Here is a 15,763-nt window from a genome sequence, read left to right on the forward strand (position 1 = left end):
GGGATGGGCGAGGACGAAAAGCAGGAGTTTGAGCGCGATAGCGGATAGATGGCGTGATAGTCATGACGGAATTTAATAGTGGCTCGATGATTGGGTTGATAGTCGTTTTTTGTTCTGATAAATGTTTCAGTAACAGGTTATTTTAAGGCAAGCAGCCCTCGGGTGGGTTTGTCAGTACTTGCACTGCACAAGAAACTTCTCCTGGTTATGCCGGATGGGTCAAGCCTCGACAGCAGTAGTTGGATGGAATAGCTAGGTTCGTTTGTCTCAGAAGAGAATAGTTTGCGCCTGATTCACCACCACAGGCTAAGCATCAACCTGTTTTACAGTCGTTAACGACTGCTGTAGCGTACGTTGAATGAGTTGAGCGACCTCTTCAGGCCGCTGAAAAACGAAAAAATGGTCACCGGCAAACTCCTGCACTCGAAGCTGATGGGTCGTTTCCTTTTGCCAGGGGGCAACTTTTATGGCGTCTACAAACAAGTCTGCTTGGCCTAGCAGAACTGAAATAGGCAGTGGCAGTGGTGCTCCCGGCTGATAAGAGGATGCATCCGCGATTTTACAGTCGGCCCGAAGAATGGGTTCGAAGTAATTCCGCAGTTCCTCGTGCTCCAGGAACGCCTCAGAAATGCCGTCCATAGCGATGAGCTTGGCCCAGAAATCTTTTGAAGGCAGATTATGGATGGTTTCCGCTGGCTCTACGGAGGGTGCCTGACGGCCGGAGGCAAACAGATGGAGCGGTAAAGAGTATCCTAACAGCTTCAGGCGCCTGGCTACTGCATAGCCAAGAGTGGCGCCCATACTATGTCCCCAAAAAGCGTACGGAGTGTGGCTTCGTGATATTATTTGTTCACACAAGTAGTCTACCAACTCCTCTCTATCCTCCAGTAGCGGCTCTTGAACGCGCTCTCCCCGGCCCGGATACTCCAGAATGTTCAAACTGATATTGGCCGGAAACAACGGCGCAAACAAGCTGTAGTTATGCTTGTGCCCGCCTGCGTGTGGGAATACAAATAGCTCAATAAAGCTCATGATGGTGTTGGTTAGTACACTGCCTTCCTCACTTCAGTAGCCAGTCGACCTAGCTTCTACCTTAGATTATTTCGTTGTAAAAATTATACTATCCCATATCCAAAGGGGATGGTCGTAGTGTTTCCTCGGAAATAAGACCGTTTAGCTACCCAGCTAGGTAAGCCCAAGCTTTTGATGTTTTACCACGCCATGATAGATCTAAGGGCTCCAAAGGCAGCCACGGGTGATCTGCAAGTGAAAGCCTTTTCCGGGGGATTGCCGATATGGTCGACAGGATCAAACGGTGTTCAAGCGGGCACATTGAAACACTACACAAACCTATCACTGTTATAAGGATCTTAAGCTTTAATTACCGTGGACTTTATATGGACGTCTTGAGCGGCCAGCGTAGACTTAGAGTGGACTTTCGATGAAATTGAGGGTGGACATAATGCGGACAATAGGATGGACATGACGTTATTATACTATGATAACTAGATAGTTAAGAAAAGGCATTTTTACTTTGTGGGTGGACAACTTCGGCTTAGGGTCCCTTGTGTAAGGTGGTGGCTTAAGCTAGGAAGCACCAGTAAGCACAGTGGGCACGGCAACCTGTAATGCAGACGGTGAGAGGCTTACCGAGGGAACAGAGTTTGCAACCAAACCTGCCGCCCCGTCATCTTGAGGAGTCATGTAAGTCCACAACGATGATGGACTGAATCCCACCCGTGAGGCAGGCGTAGGGTCGACACCGACCAGTTGAACTGCTTCCCCATCTTAAGAGTAAGACCAGTGGCGCTGACCGGCATTAAGTGTTTGTCCGACACCTTTCACGTGCCCAATGGTTCGTCAGCAGATGGCTGAAAGTCAGTTGCTGCCCGCCTAACTAACTCGCTTGCCATACCCTAATAACCAGGAAATAGATAGCTTTGAGGTGACTTAGGAAGTCGTCAGACGATAACTTCAGCCTGATTTATTAACCTGGCAGAGCTTTTTCCCACTCAAAACCCGGTATAGCCGTTTAAGGAATTATAACCAGCTAATCGAATAAAGCTTACGCGCCCCCTGCGGGAACGACCTGATAACCACCAAGCCTCGGTTGCTACTCTGGATTACGTATGTTTGTTGCCTCCGATCCTGCTGCTGCTGCCCTTGAGCTTCGCTTAGCGAAGTTGCAGGGCACCGACGCGGAGGCATTTATAGAAGCATTGTTTCGGGCTTTCTACCGCCCCTTGGGCAACGTCGTCTTTCGGGTGGTGCAAGACCGTGCCGTGGCCGAAGACCTGGTGCAGGATGTGCTCCTGAACGTGTGGAAAAACCGCGACACCCTCCGCGTAACCTCTACTTACCAAGCCTACCTCTACCGGGCAGCCATGAATGCGGCCCTGCGCCACGTGGCCCGGCACAAGCGCCAGGTAGCCTGGGATGAGGTGCGCTTGCCGGACCCGGGCCGCAACACCACCGACGAGCAGGTGCACGGCCAGGAAGCTGAGGCTGCCGTAACCGCGGCCCTGGCTACGCTGCCGCCCCAGTGCCGGGCCGTGTTCCTGCTCAGCCGGCAGGAGGGCCTGAGCTACCAGCAGATAGCCGATACGCTGGAAGTGGCTCCTAAAACGGTAGAGAACCAGATGGGTAAAGCCTTGCGCTTGCTCCGGAAGGGCCTGCAGGGCATATTATCCACTTTCCTGTTATAACGGGTGGTAGATCGAAAAAAAATATTTTCGACAGGCGTAGGGGTAAAGGCCCGAATGTGATTCTTACTGCTGAAGGTACTCCCATCCACCACCCATTAGCTCGTTGTAAGCTTGTATTGTAAGCCATGAATAAGATACTTTCCCTATTGGCCATCTCGGTGGTTTTGTTCACCACCGCCTGCTCTCACGAAGGCGACCTGTTCGGTCCCAGTGTGCGCGGTACCGGACCCACCCAGTCGGAAACCCGAACCCTCAACAGCTTCAGCCGGCTCGATCTAAAGATTGACGCCGAACTGCTACTCACCCAAGGCAGCCCTCAGCAGGTGCGCATAGAAGCTCAGCGCAATATTCTGGATGTACTCGAAACCGAACTCAACAACGACCAGCTCCAAATTGAGTACGGACGCTACAACGTTCGCGGCCACGACCCCATTCGCATCCACATCACCGTGCCCAACCTGACGGAGCTAGAAGTATCGGGCTCCGGCAAAGCAAGTACCACGGCACCCTGGACGGCCACCAACTTCCGACTAGGCGTATCCGGTTCGGGCGAAGCCAACTGTAATTTTGCCCAGGTTGATGCTCTACGGACCAGCGTGACGGGCTCGGGCGAGGTGAAACTCAGCGGTAACGCTCCGAGCCACAACGTCAATATCAGCGGCTCGGGGCGCGTCAGCGCCTACGACCTGACCGCCTTGGATACCTACGTGTCCATCAGCGGGTCGGGCCGCAGCTACGTGCGAACCGCCCGTACCCTCAACGTCGACATCACCGGCAGCGGCTCGGTCTATTACAAAGGCAATCCCACCATTAGTAGCCGGGTTACCGGCTCAGGCAGGGTGCTGGCCGACAACTGACCGAACTTATTTTGCTTGGCAATGATTGCTGCCTTTCTTACCTTCTCGCGCCGGTAGCCAAAAAATACCGATTTTAGCCGGCACAGTTGCCGCCCTCGTTCATGTCCGACTTGTATTCTGATGCAGAAGCCCCCTGGGACCTCCTGGCCAAACACCTGGCCGGTGAAGCATCTGCGTCGGAAGAGCAAGCTCTGTATACCTGGATTACCACCACCCCCGACCACCTGTCTCTGCTTACCACCGCCACCCGGGCCTGGGAGCGCGGGGGCAGTGCTGCCGAAGCTTTTTCGGAAGCCGACGTGGACGAGGCCTGGCAGCGCTTCCGGGTAGCGGCCGACTTAGCTCCGGCCCCCGCACCCGCCGTGGCGGAAGGCCGGGTAGTGCCGCTATGGCCCACCACGCGGCCCTTGTTTCAAATGGCGGCAGCAGTACTGCTCCTTCTAGGGGTATGGAGCCTTCTGCACACTTTCTGGCCCCTGAGCCGCCAACTGGAAACCGTAACGGTAGCCGCCGGCCCCCAGCGCCAGCAAACCACCTTGCCCGATGGCAGCCGCGTGTGGGTAAACCGCCACTCTACCCTGAGCTACGCCGCCGATTTCAACCAGGCGGCGCGGGTGGTGCAGCTGCAAGGAGAGGCTTTCTTTGAAGTGAAGAAAGACCACGGCCGACCCTTTACGGTCCTCGCGAACGAGACCAAAACCCAGGTGCTGGGCACGTCCTTCAATGTGCGCGCCTACGGGGCCGAAGATTCAGTCGAAGTGGCCGTGGTAACCGGGCGCGTGGCTTTCCGCCCAGTACGGCGCGTTGGCACCGGGGCCGATTCGGTGTTGCTTACCCCGGGCCAGCGGGGCGTGATTCACCGGGTAGCTCCCACGGCGGCCGTGCAGAAGCTCATTGTCGACCCCAATTTCCGCGCCTGGCAACGCGAGGAGCTGGTCTTTGATAATCAACAACTAGCGCAACTGGCCCAAACGTTGTCGCACTACTACGACACCCCCGTGACCCTGGCTAACCCGGGTATTGGCAGTTGTCGTTTCACCGGCACCTTCGTCCGGGCCAGCTTGCCCCAGGTGCTGCGCGTAGTGAGCTTGTCGACCAACCTCACCGTGCGCCAATCGGCTGCCGGTTACACCCTCGACGGCCCTGGCTGCCACTAGCAGGGCGGCTTTCCTTCCATCTGTCACTGTAGATTTCCTTTTCGCCATGCGAAATCGCATACGTCTGTTGCTGGCTCTGCTGGCTGCCTTAACTGGCGCACCACAGTCAGCCTATTCCCAGCCCCGTGCTGTCTCCGTGCTTGAGCGTAAAGTGACGGTGACCTTCAGCCAGGCTCCCCTCGAATCGGTTCTTCGAACGCTCCGGCGTCAGTATGGAGTGCGTATCTCCTATAGCAACACAGCGCTCGACTTACGCCAGCCCGTGACGCTAAGCGTGCAAAACCAGTCCCTGCGGACAGTGCTCAGCACGCTGTTAGCCAACAAAAACATCGGCTATGAGTTGGTTGGCGACCAGGTTGTGCTGCACGCAGTGCGGCCCTCCAGGCCGAAGCCCGCTGCAGGGAGTGAAGCACCGCCCGGTGTGGCAAGCAAAAACTTAACGGCCCTTCCTACTGCTAATGCCCCAGCGCCTAGCTTGCCACCAGGCAAAGCAGTAGTTAAATCAGCTTCAGCGAAGCAGTCCATTTCCCGGGCCTCGCCGGATGGGCGATTAAGGGCGCCAAAATCAGGAGACCAACCGGTGAAAGCCGACCAACCAACGGGAGCCGTTGCGCTCCGCGACTCAGTCGCCGTGAAGGCCGTTGCTGCTCCCGACTCCGCTACCAAGCTGGCTATTCCCGAACCAGAGCCCGAGGAGATAGCCCGCCCCGCTCGCACCCGGCGAGCCCAGATTTCTTTCCTTGGGCCCTTGGGCTCGAATGGCTTACGTAGCGGCCAGACCGTGAATAAATTGTCAGTGAATCTGCTGGGCGGCTACGCGGCTGGAGTCGACGGCTTTGAAGCGGCAGGGTTATTCAACGTAGACCGCGACTCCGTGCGGGGCGTGCAGGTGGCGGGCCTGTTCAATATCGTGGGCCGTTATCTCAACGGCTTTCAGGGAGCTGGCTTGCTCAACGTGGTGGGCGGCCCTGGAACTGGCTGGCAAGCCGCGGGCCTGCTTAACGTGGCTGCCCAGCGGGTGAGCGGGGTGCAAACAGCTGGCTTGTTTAATTATAACGGCCCGGCAAAAATGACGGACGCCCCTGCCAGGGAGGCAAATGCGGCTTCCATCTCGCCCACCACCCAGAAGACCGTGCAGGCAGCGGGCTTATTTAACGTGTCGTCCGGCGAAGTGCGAGGCGTGCAGGCGGCGGGCTTGTTCAACGTCGCTGGCAAGGTACAGGGCGTGCAGTTCGCCGGGCTGCTCAACATTGCCGACTCGGTGGATGGCGTCAGTATTGCTCCCCTCAACTTCGTGCGCCACGGATACCATCGCGTCGAGGTGGTAAACACGGAGACGTGGCCTTTGGGCGCCAGTCTGAAGCTGGGCGGCTCACCAGCCTTCTACACCTTTTTCGCCGGGGCCTACGACGGCTTCGGGAACGGTAAGCGGCGCTGGGCCCTGGGCTATGGCGTTGGTGCGGAGTTTCTGACTCGCCACCGCGTTAATCTCAACCTCGACCTAGCAGCTCTGCATGTGAATGAGGAAGGCCGCAGCTGGACTGACGACCTTAACCTGCACAACCAGTTCCGCTTGCTGGTCGGCTTCGCTCCGTTCAAAGCAGGAGGGCACTTGCGCCTAGTAGCCGGCCCTACGGTGAGTGTGCTCGTTACGCAGCGCTACGACGCAGAGCGTGGGCAGGTCTACTCCAGCCTCGTGCAAGGCCGCCGTCTGTGGCTCGACGAGGGAAGCGCTACTACCCGTGTTTGGGGCTGGTTTGGCTACTGCGTGGGCCTTCGCTTTTAAGGGCTGAAGTCCGCGTGATGCGGGCGTTATTTCAAGTTGGTGTTTCTGTTATTCAATCTTAATACTTGCCCCGACCGCTTGCCGCTCCGCTTGATGCGCGCGCCGGGTTCCTGCTCCAACACCAAGCGCGGCAGGTTGCAATCGGTCAGGGCTACATCTTGAGGGATGTACCCAGCTGCTCCAACCGTCACCTCCTGGCCGTCGTACACGGGGCCGGTAAACAGAAACATTCCTTCCGAATCGGTCACGTATACTTGTTGGGTGCCTTTTACATGCAGCGTAGCCCCGGCCAAAGGTCGGCCGTTCGGATCGAACACTTCACCACTAAGCGGTACGCAGGCCAGCCGCATCGGGCGGGTAGCTGCGGGAGCAGGTACCGGCGCATTTGTTTGGGTCGACAAAGTAATGCGGCCCTGAGTATCGACAGAATTATCTGACCGACTGGTGCTTTGAGCCATGACCGATTGCGTGATGCCGGCACAAGTAATAGCTATGAGAAAAAGGAATAAGCGCATAATTCAAGGTGGGAATGATGGGCCAGGGAGGGATTGCCACAGGCCGTATAAGCTTCGCGCCGACGACAAACTCGCCTAGCGTGTATGTAAAACAAACTCTTATTTAATGAGGAACAGATGATAACGTGATACTTGGGTAGCCAGCTAGCGTAGCGCTCAATCAGAAACGGTACTACCACCGCTGGAAGCTATATCCACCAAGGCTTCGAAGCTACGAAAATCGGTGGTAAAAGCAAAGCTAATGGCTGACAGCAAACCTTGTGCGTTAAGTCGTCTATCACCTTGTGTAATGGGCCTTTCTGCCGGTTGGACTCCCATTTCCAGGCGACCAAAGCTGATAAAGCACGACATGAGCACCCACCTAACCGTTGCTATGGCCCCGGTGAGGACGCGCTAATAAGTGCTACCTTTTCAGAAGTATCTTGGCTCAGTCGATACGCTTGCGCTGCTCACACCAGCCGGCTAAACACAGGCCTCTATGAAGACGATGCTGTTACCAAACGGGTCCGTGACTTCGGCTTGCATAACTCGCTCGCTCCAGGTTGTCTTCTCCAAACCAGGACGCCCAAACGGGTAATCTTTCTGGAGTAGCAACCGATGATAAGCCAGCAAGCCGTTGATCTCGGCCACTGCTTTTGAGCCGGGGCAGCTTTCACCCCAGTCCCCAATCAGGTGTAGCACAATGTCGCCACGCGATACCTGCATGTACATCGGCCCGGTATCAGACCGCTCTTCCCAGTCGATGTGAAAACCCAGCCATCCAACGTAAAATTCACAGGCCTTATGATAATCGAAAATCCGAAAAATAGGAATAACCATAAAAAATACGACTATAATAGTTCGCAAATCTACACACTTAGAATATAACATGCTCACGCTTTAAATAATATAATCTCCTTAATGATGAGCGAATCTACTCAAATCACAGGTAATTAGCGGTATAAGCACTCGGTTATTTTTCTGCACGTTACCTTTTTAGCTTCATAGCCGTTGCTTTTAGCCTAAGTGGTGCTCGGCAAATGAGGGGGTGCCTCCATTCAGTAGACGATTCTCGCTACCGAAGAAGGCCTGCCGGATGGTTTGGTTATGACCTTCGCCTTCACAGAGCTAACTTGCTGCCACTGCGCTGTGAGAGGCTGCCATTGCTCGCGTTAAGAGCGTATAACCCTATAGAATTGCTCTGGTAATGGTGGGTTGCTCCGTTCATTGGCTACCCAACCAAATACAGTATTTCTCGCAGCTCGGAATCACCCACTACACGGGCCTCGCTCAAACCCACCCACAATGTCGAAAACGCTGATAGCTAGCTATCCCAGGTAGCCTGAACGCCAGCGGCTAGCTCATCGAAAACAACGGCTGCCAGGCGTGGGTTATCGTGGCGCGGCTGCCCCTGGCTGATGAGACAACACCGGAGTTGCTGACGGTACTACAGCTGGAGCCAACGTCTTCGTGAAGATCTGAAAAGCAATCAACATAAAACTCCCACCCTGGCCTGCCAGAGTGGGAGTTTTGCTTCATAAGATACTTCAGGTGGAATATCTGCAAAGCAGAAGTCCTAAGTTAAAAGGCGGTCGAAATTCGGGTTTCCGTTCCCGCAACGCCACGAAAAGTAGTAGGTCTCGAGAGTGTAAGCGTGGATTCTGAGATGTCTACAACATCGAACAATTTACCAGAAGCAGTAGGTGACTCTCTAGTCGTCAACTTCGTGTCGTTGACCGTTAAATCCCATGACCCGGTAGTCGTTTGTGGGCTACTTGGGTCACACCTTAGTGGGCCTTTATCGAAAAGTAAAGATTTATTAGTATTAAATTTTACAAAGTCATCCTTTTCGCAAGCAGGTAGGAGCGCATATACATCTGTCGTGGTGGTACCAGCAACAAAACTGACAGCGGAAACACGCCAGTTTTTAGTCGTCAATAAATCCGTTCTGGATTTGAGTATAAACTCTTCCTTCTCTTCATCCTTTTCACAAGAAGTAAAGAGGCAGCAGCTAGCCACCATAGCCAATGTGAGCGCGTTCAGGGTAATGATTTTCATGGAAGGGGGTAAAAGTTGAAAAATAGACATATCAACGCATAAAGGGTTAGAATGTTGTTTGAACAATGATAAATTGTACTGCATAATGCAATTTGTTTAATAAGATGCTGTAATAGAGTATTTTATATATTTGCAAATAGAGTGCCGCTGCTGGCTAGAGGAAGCTTGCTTCCGTGCAGCCGGTCTCGCATTCACAGTCGCGGCTTAGTTAGAATTCCCAGTGAAGCCAACTGATGGGGGCTCGACGACCCAGCGTATGGGATATGGACCAAGCCGCTCCGGCCCGCTAGCCTGGGTGCCGTTTCTAACCGCCAGCCGCAGTGGGGGCAGACCACTCGGCTGAGGGCTGACCACCGTAGCCATTATCGGCCCTCCCGGCGTTAAGGTGCACAGAACTGAATCGGCGGGACCTTTTAGTATGCAGAAGCTAACCGAGTCAAGGAGTAGTGCTTTTGTATAAGTGGTACTGGCCTGCTAATCCTGAGTTAGAGAACGACGGACACAATAACCAAATAGAGCGCGCTCGGTTGGCCGAAGAGCACAAAAGAGCCCGGCCGAGGCCGGGCTCTTTTAAACGGGAAGCAGTGGCGGGTTTAGTGCTCGATGGCCACCTTGGTAGTGAAGATACCGTCGCTGGTAGTCACGCGCACCACGTACAGGCCCGCGGCCAGGTGGCTGGTGTTCAGCTCCACGCCATTCTGCTGCATCTGCGCGGCCGACACACAGGTGGGTGTCAGCACAGCTTTGCCCAGCAGGTCGAGCAGGGTCACTTCCATCGGCATGGTGCTATTGAGTTGAGTGGCGCACAGTGAGCCGGCCCTGGGCCGGGTTGGGATAGGCTTCCAGGGCACTGCCGGCCACCACGCCGTGGTTGTTCAGGACAATAACCTGAGCCGCGGGCGGCAGGTCGAAGGCGGGAGTCAGGCCGGTAACGCGGGGCTTACCGTTGATTCGGTCGCCCTGCACGGCGCGGTAGCCCATACCACGGCGGGCGAACACGTTCCAGATCAGGCTGGCGTTGGCCGCGCGGTTAGTGAGCGTGTCAGCCCGCAGCAGCGCATCGCGTCCGTCGAGGAAACCGGGCTGGCAGACCTGCAGCTTGCAGCCGTCGAGCACGAGCTTGAGCATTTTGTTATTGCCGCCCGGGGCGCTGAAGAAGTCGGGTTTGTAGCCGTATTTGTAGATGAACTGCCAGCTCAGGTCCCAGAGCACCGTGTCCCTCACTTCCCCCACATTGTGGGTTTTCTGGTACTGGCCCGTGCCCATGCTGAGCTGCGAATACACGCAGTTATTCTTGGTGAAATCCGTGCTGTAGGGCTTCCGTCAGATGCCCGGGCCGTCGGCATAAGTATGCTTCAAAACGTAGATACTCACGTAGCAGCTAGTGCTTCTTACGTCGCCCGGGTGGTCATCCACAGGGCGAAGAAATCACTCCAGCCCTTGCCCATCGTTTGAGAGCCATCTGCGCTGTCTAGGCAGTTGTTATTACCGGGGCCGCCGGTCACGTGGTTGCTGATGCCGTGGCCAAATTCGTGCGAAACCACGCCATTGTCAAGCGAGCCATCGATGTCCGGGTTGTCGATTCCCAAAACTTACTTAACAATGCTCAGTCGGCTGGTCATGGTTTCTGCGCCGTTGCGTAGGCGCAGGGTATACAGGCCGGCCGGCAGGCGGCTCAGATCCAGTGGGTTGGTGAAGTTGTCGCGGGCCGAGCCCGTGTGCACCCGCTGGCCCAGGGCATTGCTGACGAGCACTTCCAGCCCTCCCTTGGCGTTGGCCCCGTGGATCTCAAGATCAAAGACCCCCGTCGCCGACGGGTTCGGGAACACGCTCACGGCGCGCAGCAGGGCCTCGGAGTTGGCCGCGCCGAGAATGGCCGTTACGGCAATGTTGTCGAGGTAGAGCGCGCCTTGATTGGCGGCGCTGTTCACGTGGAAGCTCACATACTGGGTACTGGCCCCGGCCGGCAGCAGCGCTACTACCGGGAGGGAGGCGCCATTGGCCAGCGCGTAGGTTGTGTTGGTGATGGCCGTGTTGGTGTAGAGCAGGTTGGTCTGCCCGGCTACCGTGGCGCTGGTGCCCGACCGGACCTCCAGGCGCTCGGTGAAGGGCGAGGGGCTGCCCGCGATGCCCTCGGCCCGATAGCGGAAGGCCACCTGGTAGCGGTTGTCGGCCGTCAGCACCAGGGGGGGGGTGAAGAGCCAGTCATCGGCTGCCACGTCGCTGACTGTCGCGCCATTGTAGCGGATGGCGCGTGGGCCGGAGAACGGGGTGGAGGTGGTCAGAGCCCAGGTAGCCGCGTCGCCATTGGCATTGAGGATGCTCATGCCGCAGGGCAGGGACGGGCCCGTGGGGACGTTGTCGAAGTCTTCGCTGTAGGGGAAGCTGCTGATGGGGCTAGTCAGCGGATCGCAACTGGTGCTGAAGGTCACGGGGCCGGCCGGCAAGGTCGTGCCGCCGTTCGTGCAGGCGGCGCGGATGTAGGCCTGGTAGCTGGTGTTGGGCTGCAGGCCCGTGATGGTAAAGGGCGAGGCCGGGGCCGTGACGGTGGTTCCGCCCGTGGTGGGGTCGAAGCCGGCCGGTCCGTATATCAGCTCCTGGCTGCTGGTGTTGCTGGAGACCGTGAAGGTGGCAGTAGCGGTCGTCGTCGTCGAGCCCGTGATGCCCAAATTCGTGGGCGCGGTGCAATTAGGCACGGAGGACAGGCCTAGCTCAATGGCCAAGCGACTCTGTGTTGGACTTAAAGCTAAGTCACTCCAGGGAGCTAGTCCATTACTAGAAGAGTAAAAAATCGCGTTTCGCAACGGGGTCTCTCGTTGCGAGGCAATAAATGCCCCTGTGGTGCCAACTTCTTTCACCCCCACGTGGAAGGGACCATTGACCTGTACGTTGGGCAGGGTAATGGTGACGGGGCCCCCAGCGGCCGGCCGGTTCTGAGTGGGCGAGGTGTAAAGCACGTTACCCGGAACACCGCCCGCGCCCGTTGCATCATATACTATAACCTGAAAAGCGGTAGTGGGATTCGAAGGCACCGCGGCGAACGTGACGACCGCGTCGGTGAGTACGAGCAGACTCGGGACCGTATATTTTACGCTCAGTACGCCCCCGGCCGAGGCATTACTGTAATAGACAGCGGGGCCATCATTGGGTAAGGCGGGCTCGATATAGCTGATGCGGTTGGTAGTGACGAGCTGGGACACGGTCACGGAGTTGTTCGTATTGTTGCCATCAGCCGCTACGGAGACGGTGACTGTGTTGGTGCCAGCATTGAGCGTGGCCGGCAGGTTGGCAAAATTTATCGTGCCCCGCGCCCCCGCGGGCAGAATAGCGAGGTTTTGGATGTTGGTAAAGGTATTGGCCCCCGTGATGGACAGCGTAACGACGACGCTATTCTGGGTGGCCGTGCCCACGTTGGCTATGATGGCTCGCACGGCCTGGGGCAGGGCGCCGGGGCTGGCGATTTTGCCCAGGGTGTAAACGGCCTGCACCGCGACGTCATTCGGAATTGGCGGAATCGGCGTGAATCGAAACGTGCGCCCGGCAGTAGGCGGAGAGGCAGCGCTGGCGTTAAGAGTGTTGAGGGAACCAGCGGTCAGAACACTAGCAAATGTGGCCGCGCTCCAGGGATCCGTGGGCTGCTTCTTGGCTTGTAAAATTTGCCCGTCTGCGAAGGAGGTGCCTTTAAGTCCAACTTGCGTGGAGCGAAACGTCGCTGAAGCACTAGCGGTGGCAGGGCCATACACCAACTCGATCACGTTGGTGCCTTCGTAAAGGCGCACCTGAAAACTCATGTTGGTGTACTGCGTCGGGTTGACGCTGGCTTTGTCCCGCACGTTTTTCCACTGAATGGTGCAGATGCGGGAGCCGGAAGCCCCCGTGGTGGCCACCCGGTATTCGGTATTGCCGGCCGCGCCCGCGGTCAGGTCGATGTTAAAAGGCGCGATGATGTTGGCGTCGGCGCTTTGAAAGGGGTCAGTGCTGGGGGTACCAGGGGTTTCACTCAGGAACATGGCTGTACTCGAGGGGGCCAGGTTGCCCAGCTTGATGAAGCCGTTGGTGTTGAGCACGAACTGAGTGAAGGTCGCCCCATTATAGTTGAAGGTAAACCCGATGGGCTGGGCGGCGGAATTAGCATCGTCGGTGTTGGCCGTGGCGATGGCCGTGCCCGTGGTAGTTAAGTCTGTATACGTGGTGACTACGTTAGTTGCCCCCGTAGTAATGTAGTTGAGCGCCTGCGCCTGTACCAGTACTGCGGAGCTGCCTACCAGCAGCGCGGCTAAGCCGACGTGCCGTAGACGACGGGGCAGTGTTCTCAAAACGTAGGAATTAACCATAAAGAAAAGCAGGATGGAAAGTGAAAAACGAACGGAAAAGTCGCGCCGCCTCATCAGAAGGGAGGTAGGGCGACCTTAGGGGAGGCAATATGCAAATTTTGCACGGAATATTCTACAAATAGTTTATGCTGGCAACTGCGAAGTGCCTCTGAACTACGGCTTAGCCAAATTTTTCCAGTGCCTGTGGGCAATTGGTAAAAAGAGGAAAAGCAATGGGCGGTTAAGCCCGCGCAAGCCTCGCTCGATTCGTTGGGTCGAAGTTGGTATAGGTAGAGCGGCTGCGACCAGCATAGCAACTCTCCACTCCAGCTAGATCGATTTTCGCAATGCAAAACTGATTTTATCGCCTTATCGCAGTCGGTATGCGGGCCATTCCAGGGAAACTGAGCAGAAAGCAGTAATGTAATTGACGACTTGCTTTAAAAAGTCCGATGCTCCTCAATAGACGGAGCTTGAAAAATAAATTTCCCTGATCCCGGACATCGGTTTCCACCCTACTCCTCCCCAGACCAGCGGTTTAGCAAAAGCACGTGACGAACCCAATAAGCACCGTATATGGGTTGGATTTATGGTTGATTGTCAAGCTTTTTTGTAAAATTATTAATAGAGTACTCCAGCTGCATAAAGCTGGCCCGGAGAGTTGGCATAGTAGGTAGCTAGAAAGGGCCCTGGTTATGCCAGTGTCCGGCCAAGGTTGCGAAAATCGCCGAGCCTTTGCGGTATGAATCGTTTGTGAATGTATAATTTGGCCGCTCAAATACCTTCGTATTTTGAGTGCGGAGCCTGAGCTTACTTTTATGGAGTTACACGCCATCGTTGATTCTCCCGGAATATTTATTGGATACGATGCGCAAAACCAGTGGCTTTATGCCGACTGGAAAGGAGAGCACGATCGGCATTCGGCACGGACAGGTTGTCGGCGGCTACTGGATGCCTTACGAGCGTGGCCGTGTCACAAGATTCTTAACGATACTTCTAACATCACCCACCTCACCATGCAGCCTACCCTGCGGGGCGCCTGGTGGCTGCATGAGATGCGCGAGGCCGGCTTACAGTACATTGCCTGGGTGCTGCCCAGCAACCTCGTGGCCCGACAAACCGCCGAGACCATTGCGCAAACCATCGAGAATCCGTACGTGGGCACGTTTGATGATGTTGCCTCCGCCTATGTATGGCTACAACAGCAGCAGATAGCCGTCGATAGTCAGCAGTGATCCGTTATTAATTGCCCCGGTTAACTACCAACCGACCACTCATGTACACCAATCCTATCATCGACGATAATTTTCCGGATCCTACGCTCATTCGCGCCGCCGATGGCTGGTATTACGCGTACGGTACCCAAACTAAACGCGCCGGCCTCATTATTAACCTCCAGGTAGCCAAGTCGCGGAATTTGATTAACTGGGAATACCTGGGCGAGGGCTTGCCTGATAAACCAACTTGGGCCAGGCAAAGCCAGAAAATATGGGCACCGCACGTCAGTGAGCACAATGGGCGCTACTTCCTCTATTATTCTGCCCGGCCCGATGGTGCCGACTACCTCAGCTTAGCCGTGGCGGTGGCTAGTTCGCCCGCTGGCCCGTTCGTCGATAGTGGGCACCCCTTGCTTGCTGGTCCCGGCTTCACCTGTATCGACCCCATGGCATTTGATGACCTCGCTACTGGCCGACGGCTGCTGTACTGGGGTTCGGGCTTCGGGCCGATTTGGGTGCGCGAGTTAGCCGACGACCGACTTAGCTTCCAGCCGGGTAGTACAGCGCAAGCCGTCGTTTACCCCAGCGTTTCCGACGACCCCGACGATTACCACCGCCTGGTAGAAGCCGCCTGGGTGCATTACCATGATGGCTGGTACTACTTGTTCTTTTCGGGCGATAACTGCTGCGGGGCCCAAGCCCACTACGCCGTACTGGTGGCCCGGGCTCGTCAGGCCACCGGGCCCTTCGAAACCTACGCCGCCGCTACCGCCAACCCGCATGCGGCTCTGCTGGCGGCTAACGCTCACTGGCACGCTCCCGGCCACAACTGTGTGGTGACCGACGCCGCCGGGCAGGATTGGCTGGCCTACCACGCCATCGACCCCCGCCAGCCGACGTTCGATGCCATTGATGATGCCGAAGGGTACTCCCGCCGTATCTTGCTGCTCGACAAGCTCGAATACGCCGAGGGCTGGCCCATGGTGCGGGGCGGCTCGCCCTCCTGGCAGCCCCAGCCGGCGCCGGTGGGGCAGTAGCAAGTACCGCCCGCAGCCTGGCTGCTCGGGGCCTAGTGTGGTTTCACCGCCCCCTCGGTGAGGGGTTGGCAAACGTTTTTCCGGGCTGGGAATTAGCTCACCTCAAGCATAAGCAGCCTTTTTACTTACCTTGACCAGA

At 56.4% G+C, this 15,763-nt stretch carries 13 protein-coding genes and 2 pseudogenes; 7 read left to right on the plus strand and 8 right to left on the minus strand.

Annotation, left to right across the window (positions count from 1 at the left end):
- Positions 1-306 precede the first annotated feature (306 nt).
- Positions 307-1,032, minus strand: a complete 726-nt coding sequence (locus IC235_RS04715; protein WP_191004023.1) for a thioesterase II family protein — start codon at positions 1,030-1,032, stop codon at positions 307-309.
- A 1,097-nt stretch (positions 1,033-2,129) separates the two neighbouring features.
- Between IC235_RS04715 and IC235_RS04720 the strand changes: the two genes are divergently transcribed.
- From IC235_RS04720 to IC235_RS04735, 5 genes and pseudogenes are all read left to right on the plus strand, one after another.
- Positions 2,130-2,705 carry an RNA polymerase sigma-70 factor gene (locus IC235_RS04720; RefSeq protein WP_191004024.1) on the plus strand — a complete coding sequence of 192 codons (576 nt, stop codon included), beginning with the start codon at positions 2,130-2,132 and terminating at the stop codon, positions 2,703-2,705.
- A 125-nt stretch (positions 2,706-2,830) separates the two neighbouring features.
- On the plus strand, positions 2,831-3,562 hold the full coding sequence (locus IC235_RS04725) for a head GIN domain-containing protein (RefSeq protein ID WP_191004025.1): 732 nt from the start codon (positions 2,831-2,833) through the stop codon (positions 3,560-3,562).
- A 101-nt stretch (positions 3,563-3,663) separates the two neighbouring features.
- Entirely contained in the window at positions 3,664-4,719 is a 1,056-nt protein-coding gene (locus IC235_RS04730) for a FecR family protein (protein ID WP_191004026.1), read from the plus strand.
- A gap of 46 nt (positions 4,720-4,765) precedes the next feature.
- Positions 4,766-5,071, plus strand: a pseudogene (locus IC235_RS22750) (DUF4974 domain-containing protein); the annotation flags it as partial.
- A 228-nt stretch (positions 5,072-5,299) separates the two neighbouring features.
- The gene (locus IC235_RS04735; RefSeq protein WP_240540698.1) at positions 5,300-6,505 is read left to right on the plus strand and encodes a hypothetical protein; all 1,206 of its coding nucleotides are present in this window, start codon (positions 5,300-5,302) and stop codon (positions 6,503-6,505) included.
- 26 nt (positions 6,506-6,531) lie between these two features.
- Here the strand turns inward: IC235_RS04735 and IC235_RS04740 are convergent, their stop codons facing one another.
- The 7 genes and pseudogenes from IC235_RS04740 to IC235_RS04770 form a co-directional block, all read right to left on the minus strand.
- A complete protein-coding gene (locus IC235_RS04740) occupies positions 6,532-7,020 on the minus strand; it encodes a carboxypeptidase regulatory-like domain-containing protein (protein WP_191004028.1) in 489 nt (162 codons plus the stop codon).
- A 462-nt stretch (positions 7,021-7,482) separates the two neighbouring features.
- A complete protein-coding gene (locus tag IC235_RS04745) occupies positions 7,483-7,839 on the minus strand; it encodes a glyoxalase superfamily protein (RefSeq protein ID WP_240540699.1) in 357 nt (118 codons plus the stop codon).
- A 741-nt stretch (positions 7,840-8,580) separates the two neighbouring features.
- Complete coding sequence (locus IC235_RS04750) at positions 8,581-9,057, minus strand: hypothetical protein (protein ID WP_191004030.1); 477 nt, start codon at positions 9,055-9,057, stop codon at positions 8,581-8,583.
- 593 nt (positions 9,058-9,650) lie between these two features.
- On the minus strand, positions 9,651-9,839 hold the full coding sequence (locus tag IC235_RS04755; RefSeq protein WP_191004031.1) for a T9SS type A sorting domain-containing protein: 189 nt from the start codon (positions 9,837-9,839) through the stop codon (positions 9,651-9,653).
- A gap of 4 nt (positions 9,840-9,843) precedes the next feature.
- Positions 9,844-10,365, minus strand: a pseudogene (locus tag IC235_RS22440) (M36 family metallopeptidase); the annotation flags it as partial.
- Between the two features lie 83 nt (positions 10,366-10,448).
- Complete coding sequence (locus tag IC235_RS22445; protein WP_191004033.1) at positions 10,449-10,646, minus strand: M36 family metallopeptidase; 198 nt, start codon at positions 10,644-10,646, stop codon at positions 10,449-10,451.
- Between the two features lie 3 nt (positions 10,647-10,649).
- Positions 10,650-13,391, minus strand: coding sequence for a T9SS type A sorting domain-containing protein (locus IC235_RS04770; protein WP_191004034.1), 2,742 nt, complete (start codon positions 13,389-13,391; stop codon positions 10,650-10,652).
- 995 nt (positions 13,392-14,386) lie between these two features.
- Between IC235_RS04770 and IC235_RS04775 the strand changes: the two genes are divergently transcribed.
- Positions 14,387-14,605, plus strand: coding sequence for a hypothetical protein (locus IC235_RS04775; protein ID WP_191004035.1), 219 nt, complete (start codon positions 14,387-14,389; stop codon positions 14,603-14,605).
- Between the two features lie 41 nt (positions 14,606-14,646).
- Positions 14,647-15,624, plus strand: a complete 978-nt coding sequence (locus IC235_RS04780; protein ID WP_191004036.1) for a glycoside hydrolase family 43 protein — start codon at positions 14,647-14,649, stop codon at positions 15,622-15,624.
- The last annotated feature ends 139 nt before the right edge of the window (positions 15,625-15,763 follow it).

The sequence above is a fragment of the Hymenobacter montanus genome (genome assembly GCF_014699115.1).
GTDB classification, from domain to species: Bacteria; Bacteroidota; Bacteroidia; order Cytophagales; family Hymenobacteraceae; genus Hymenobacter; species Hymenobacter montanus.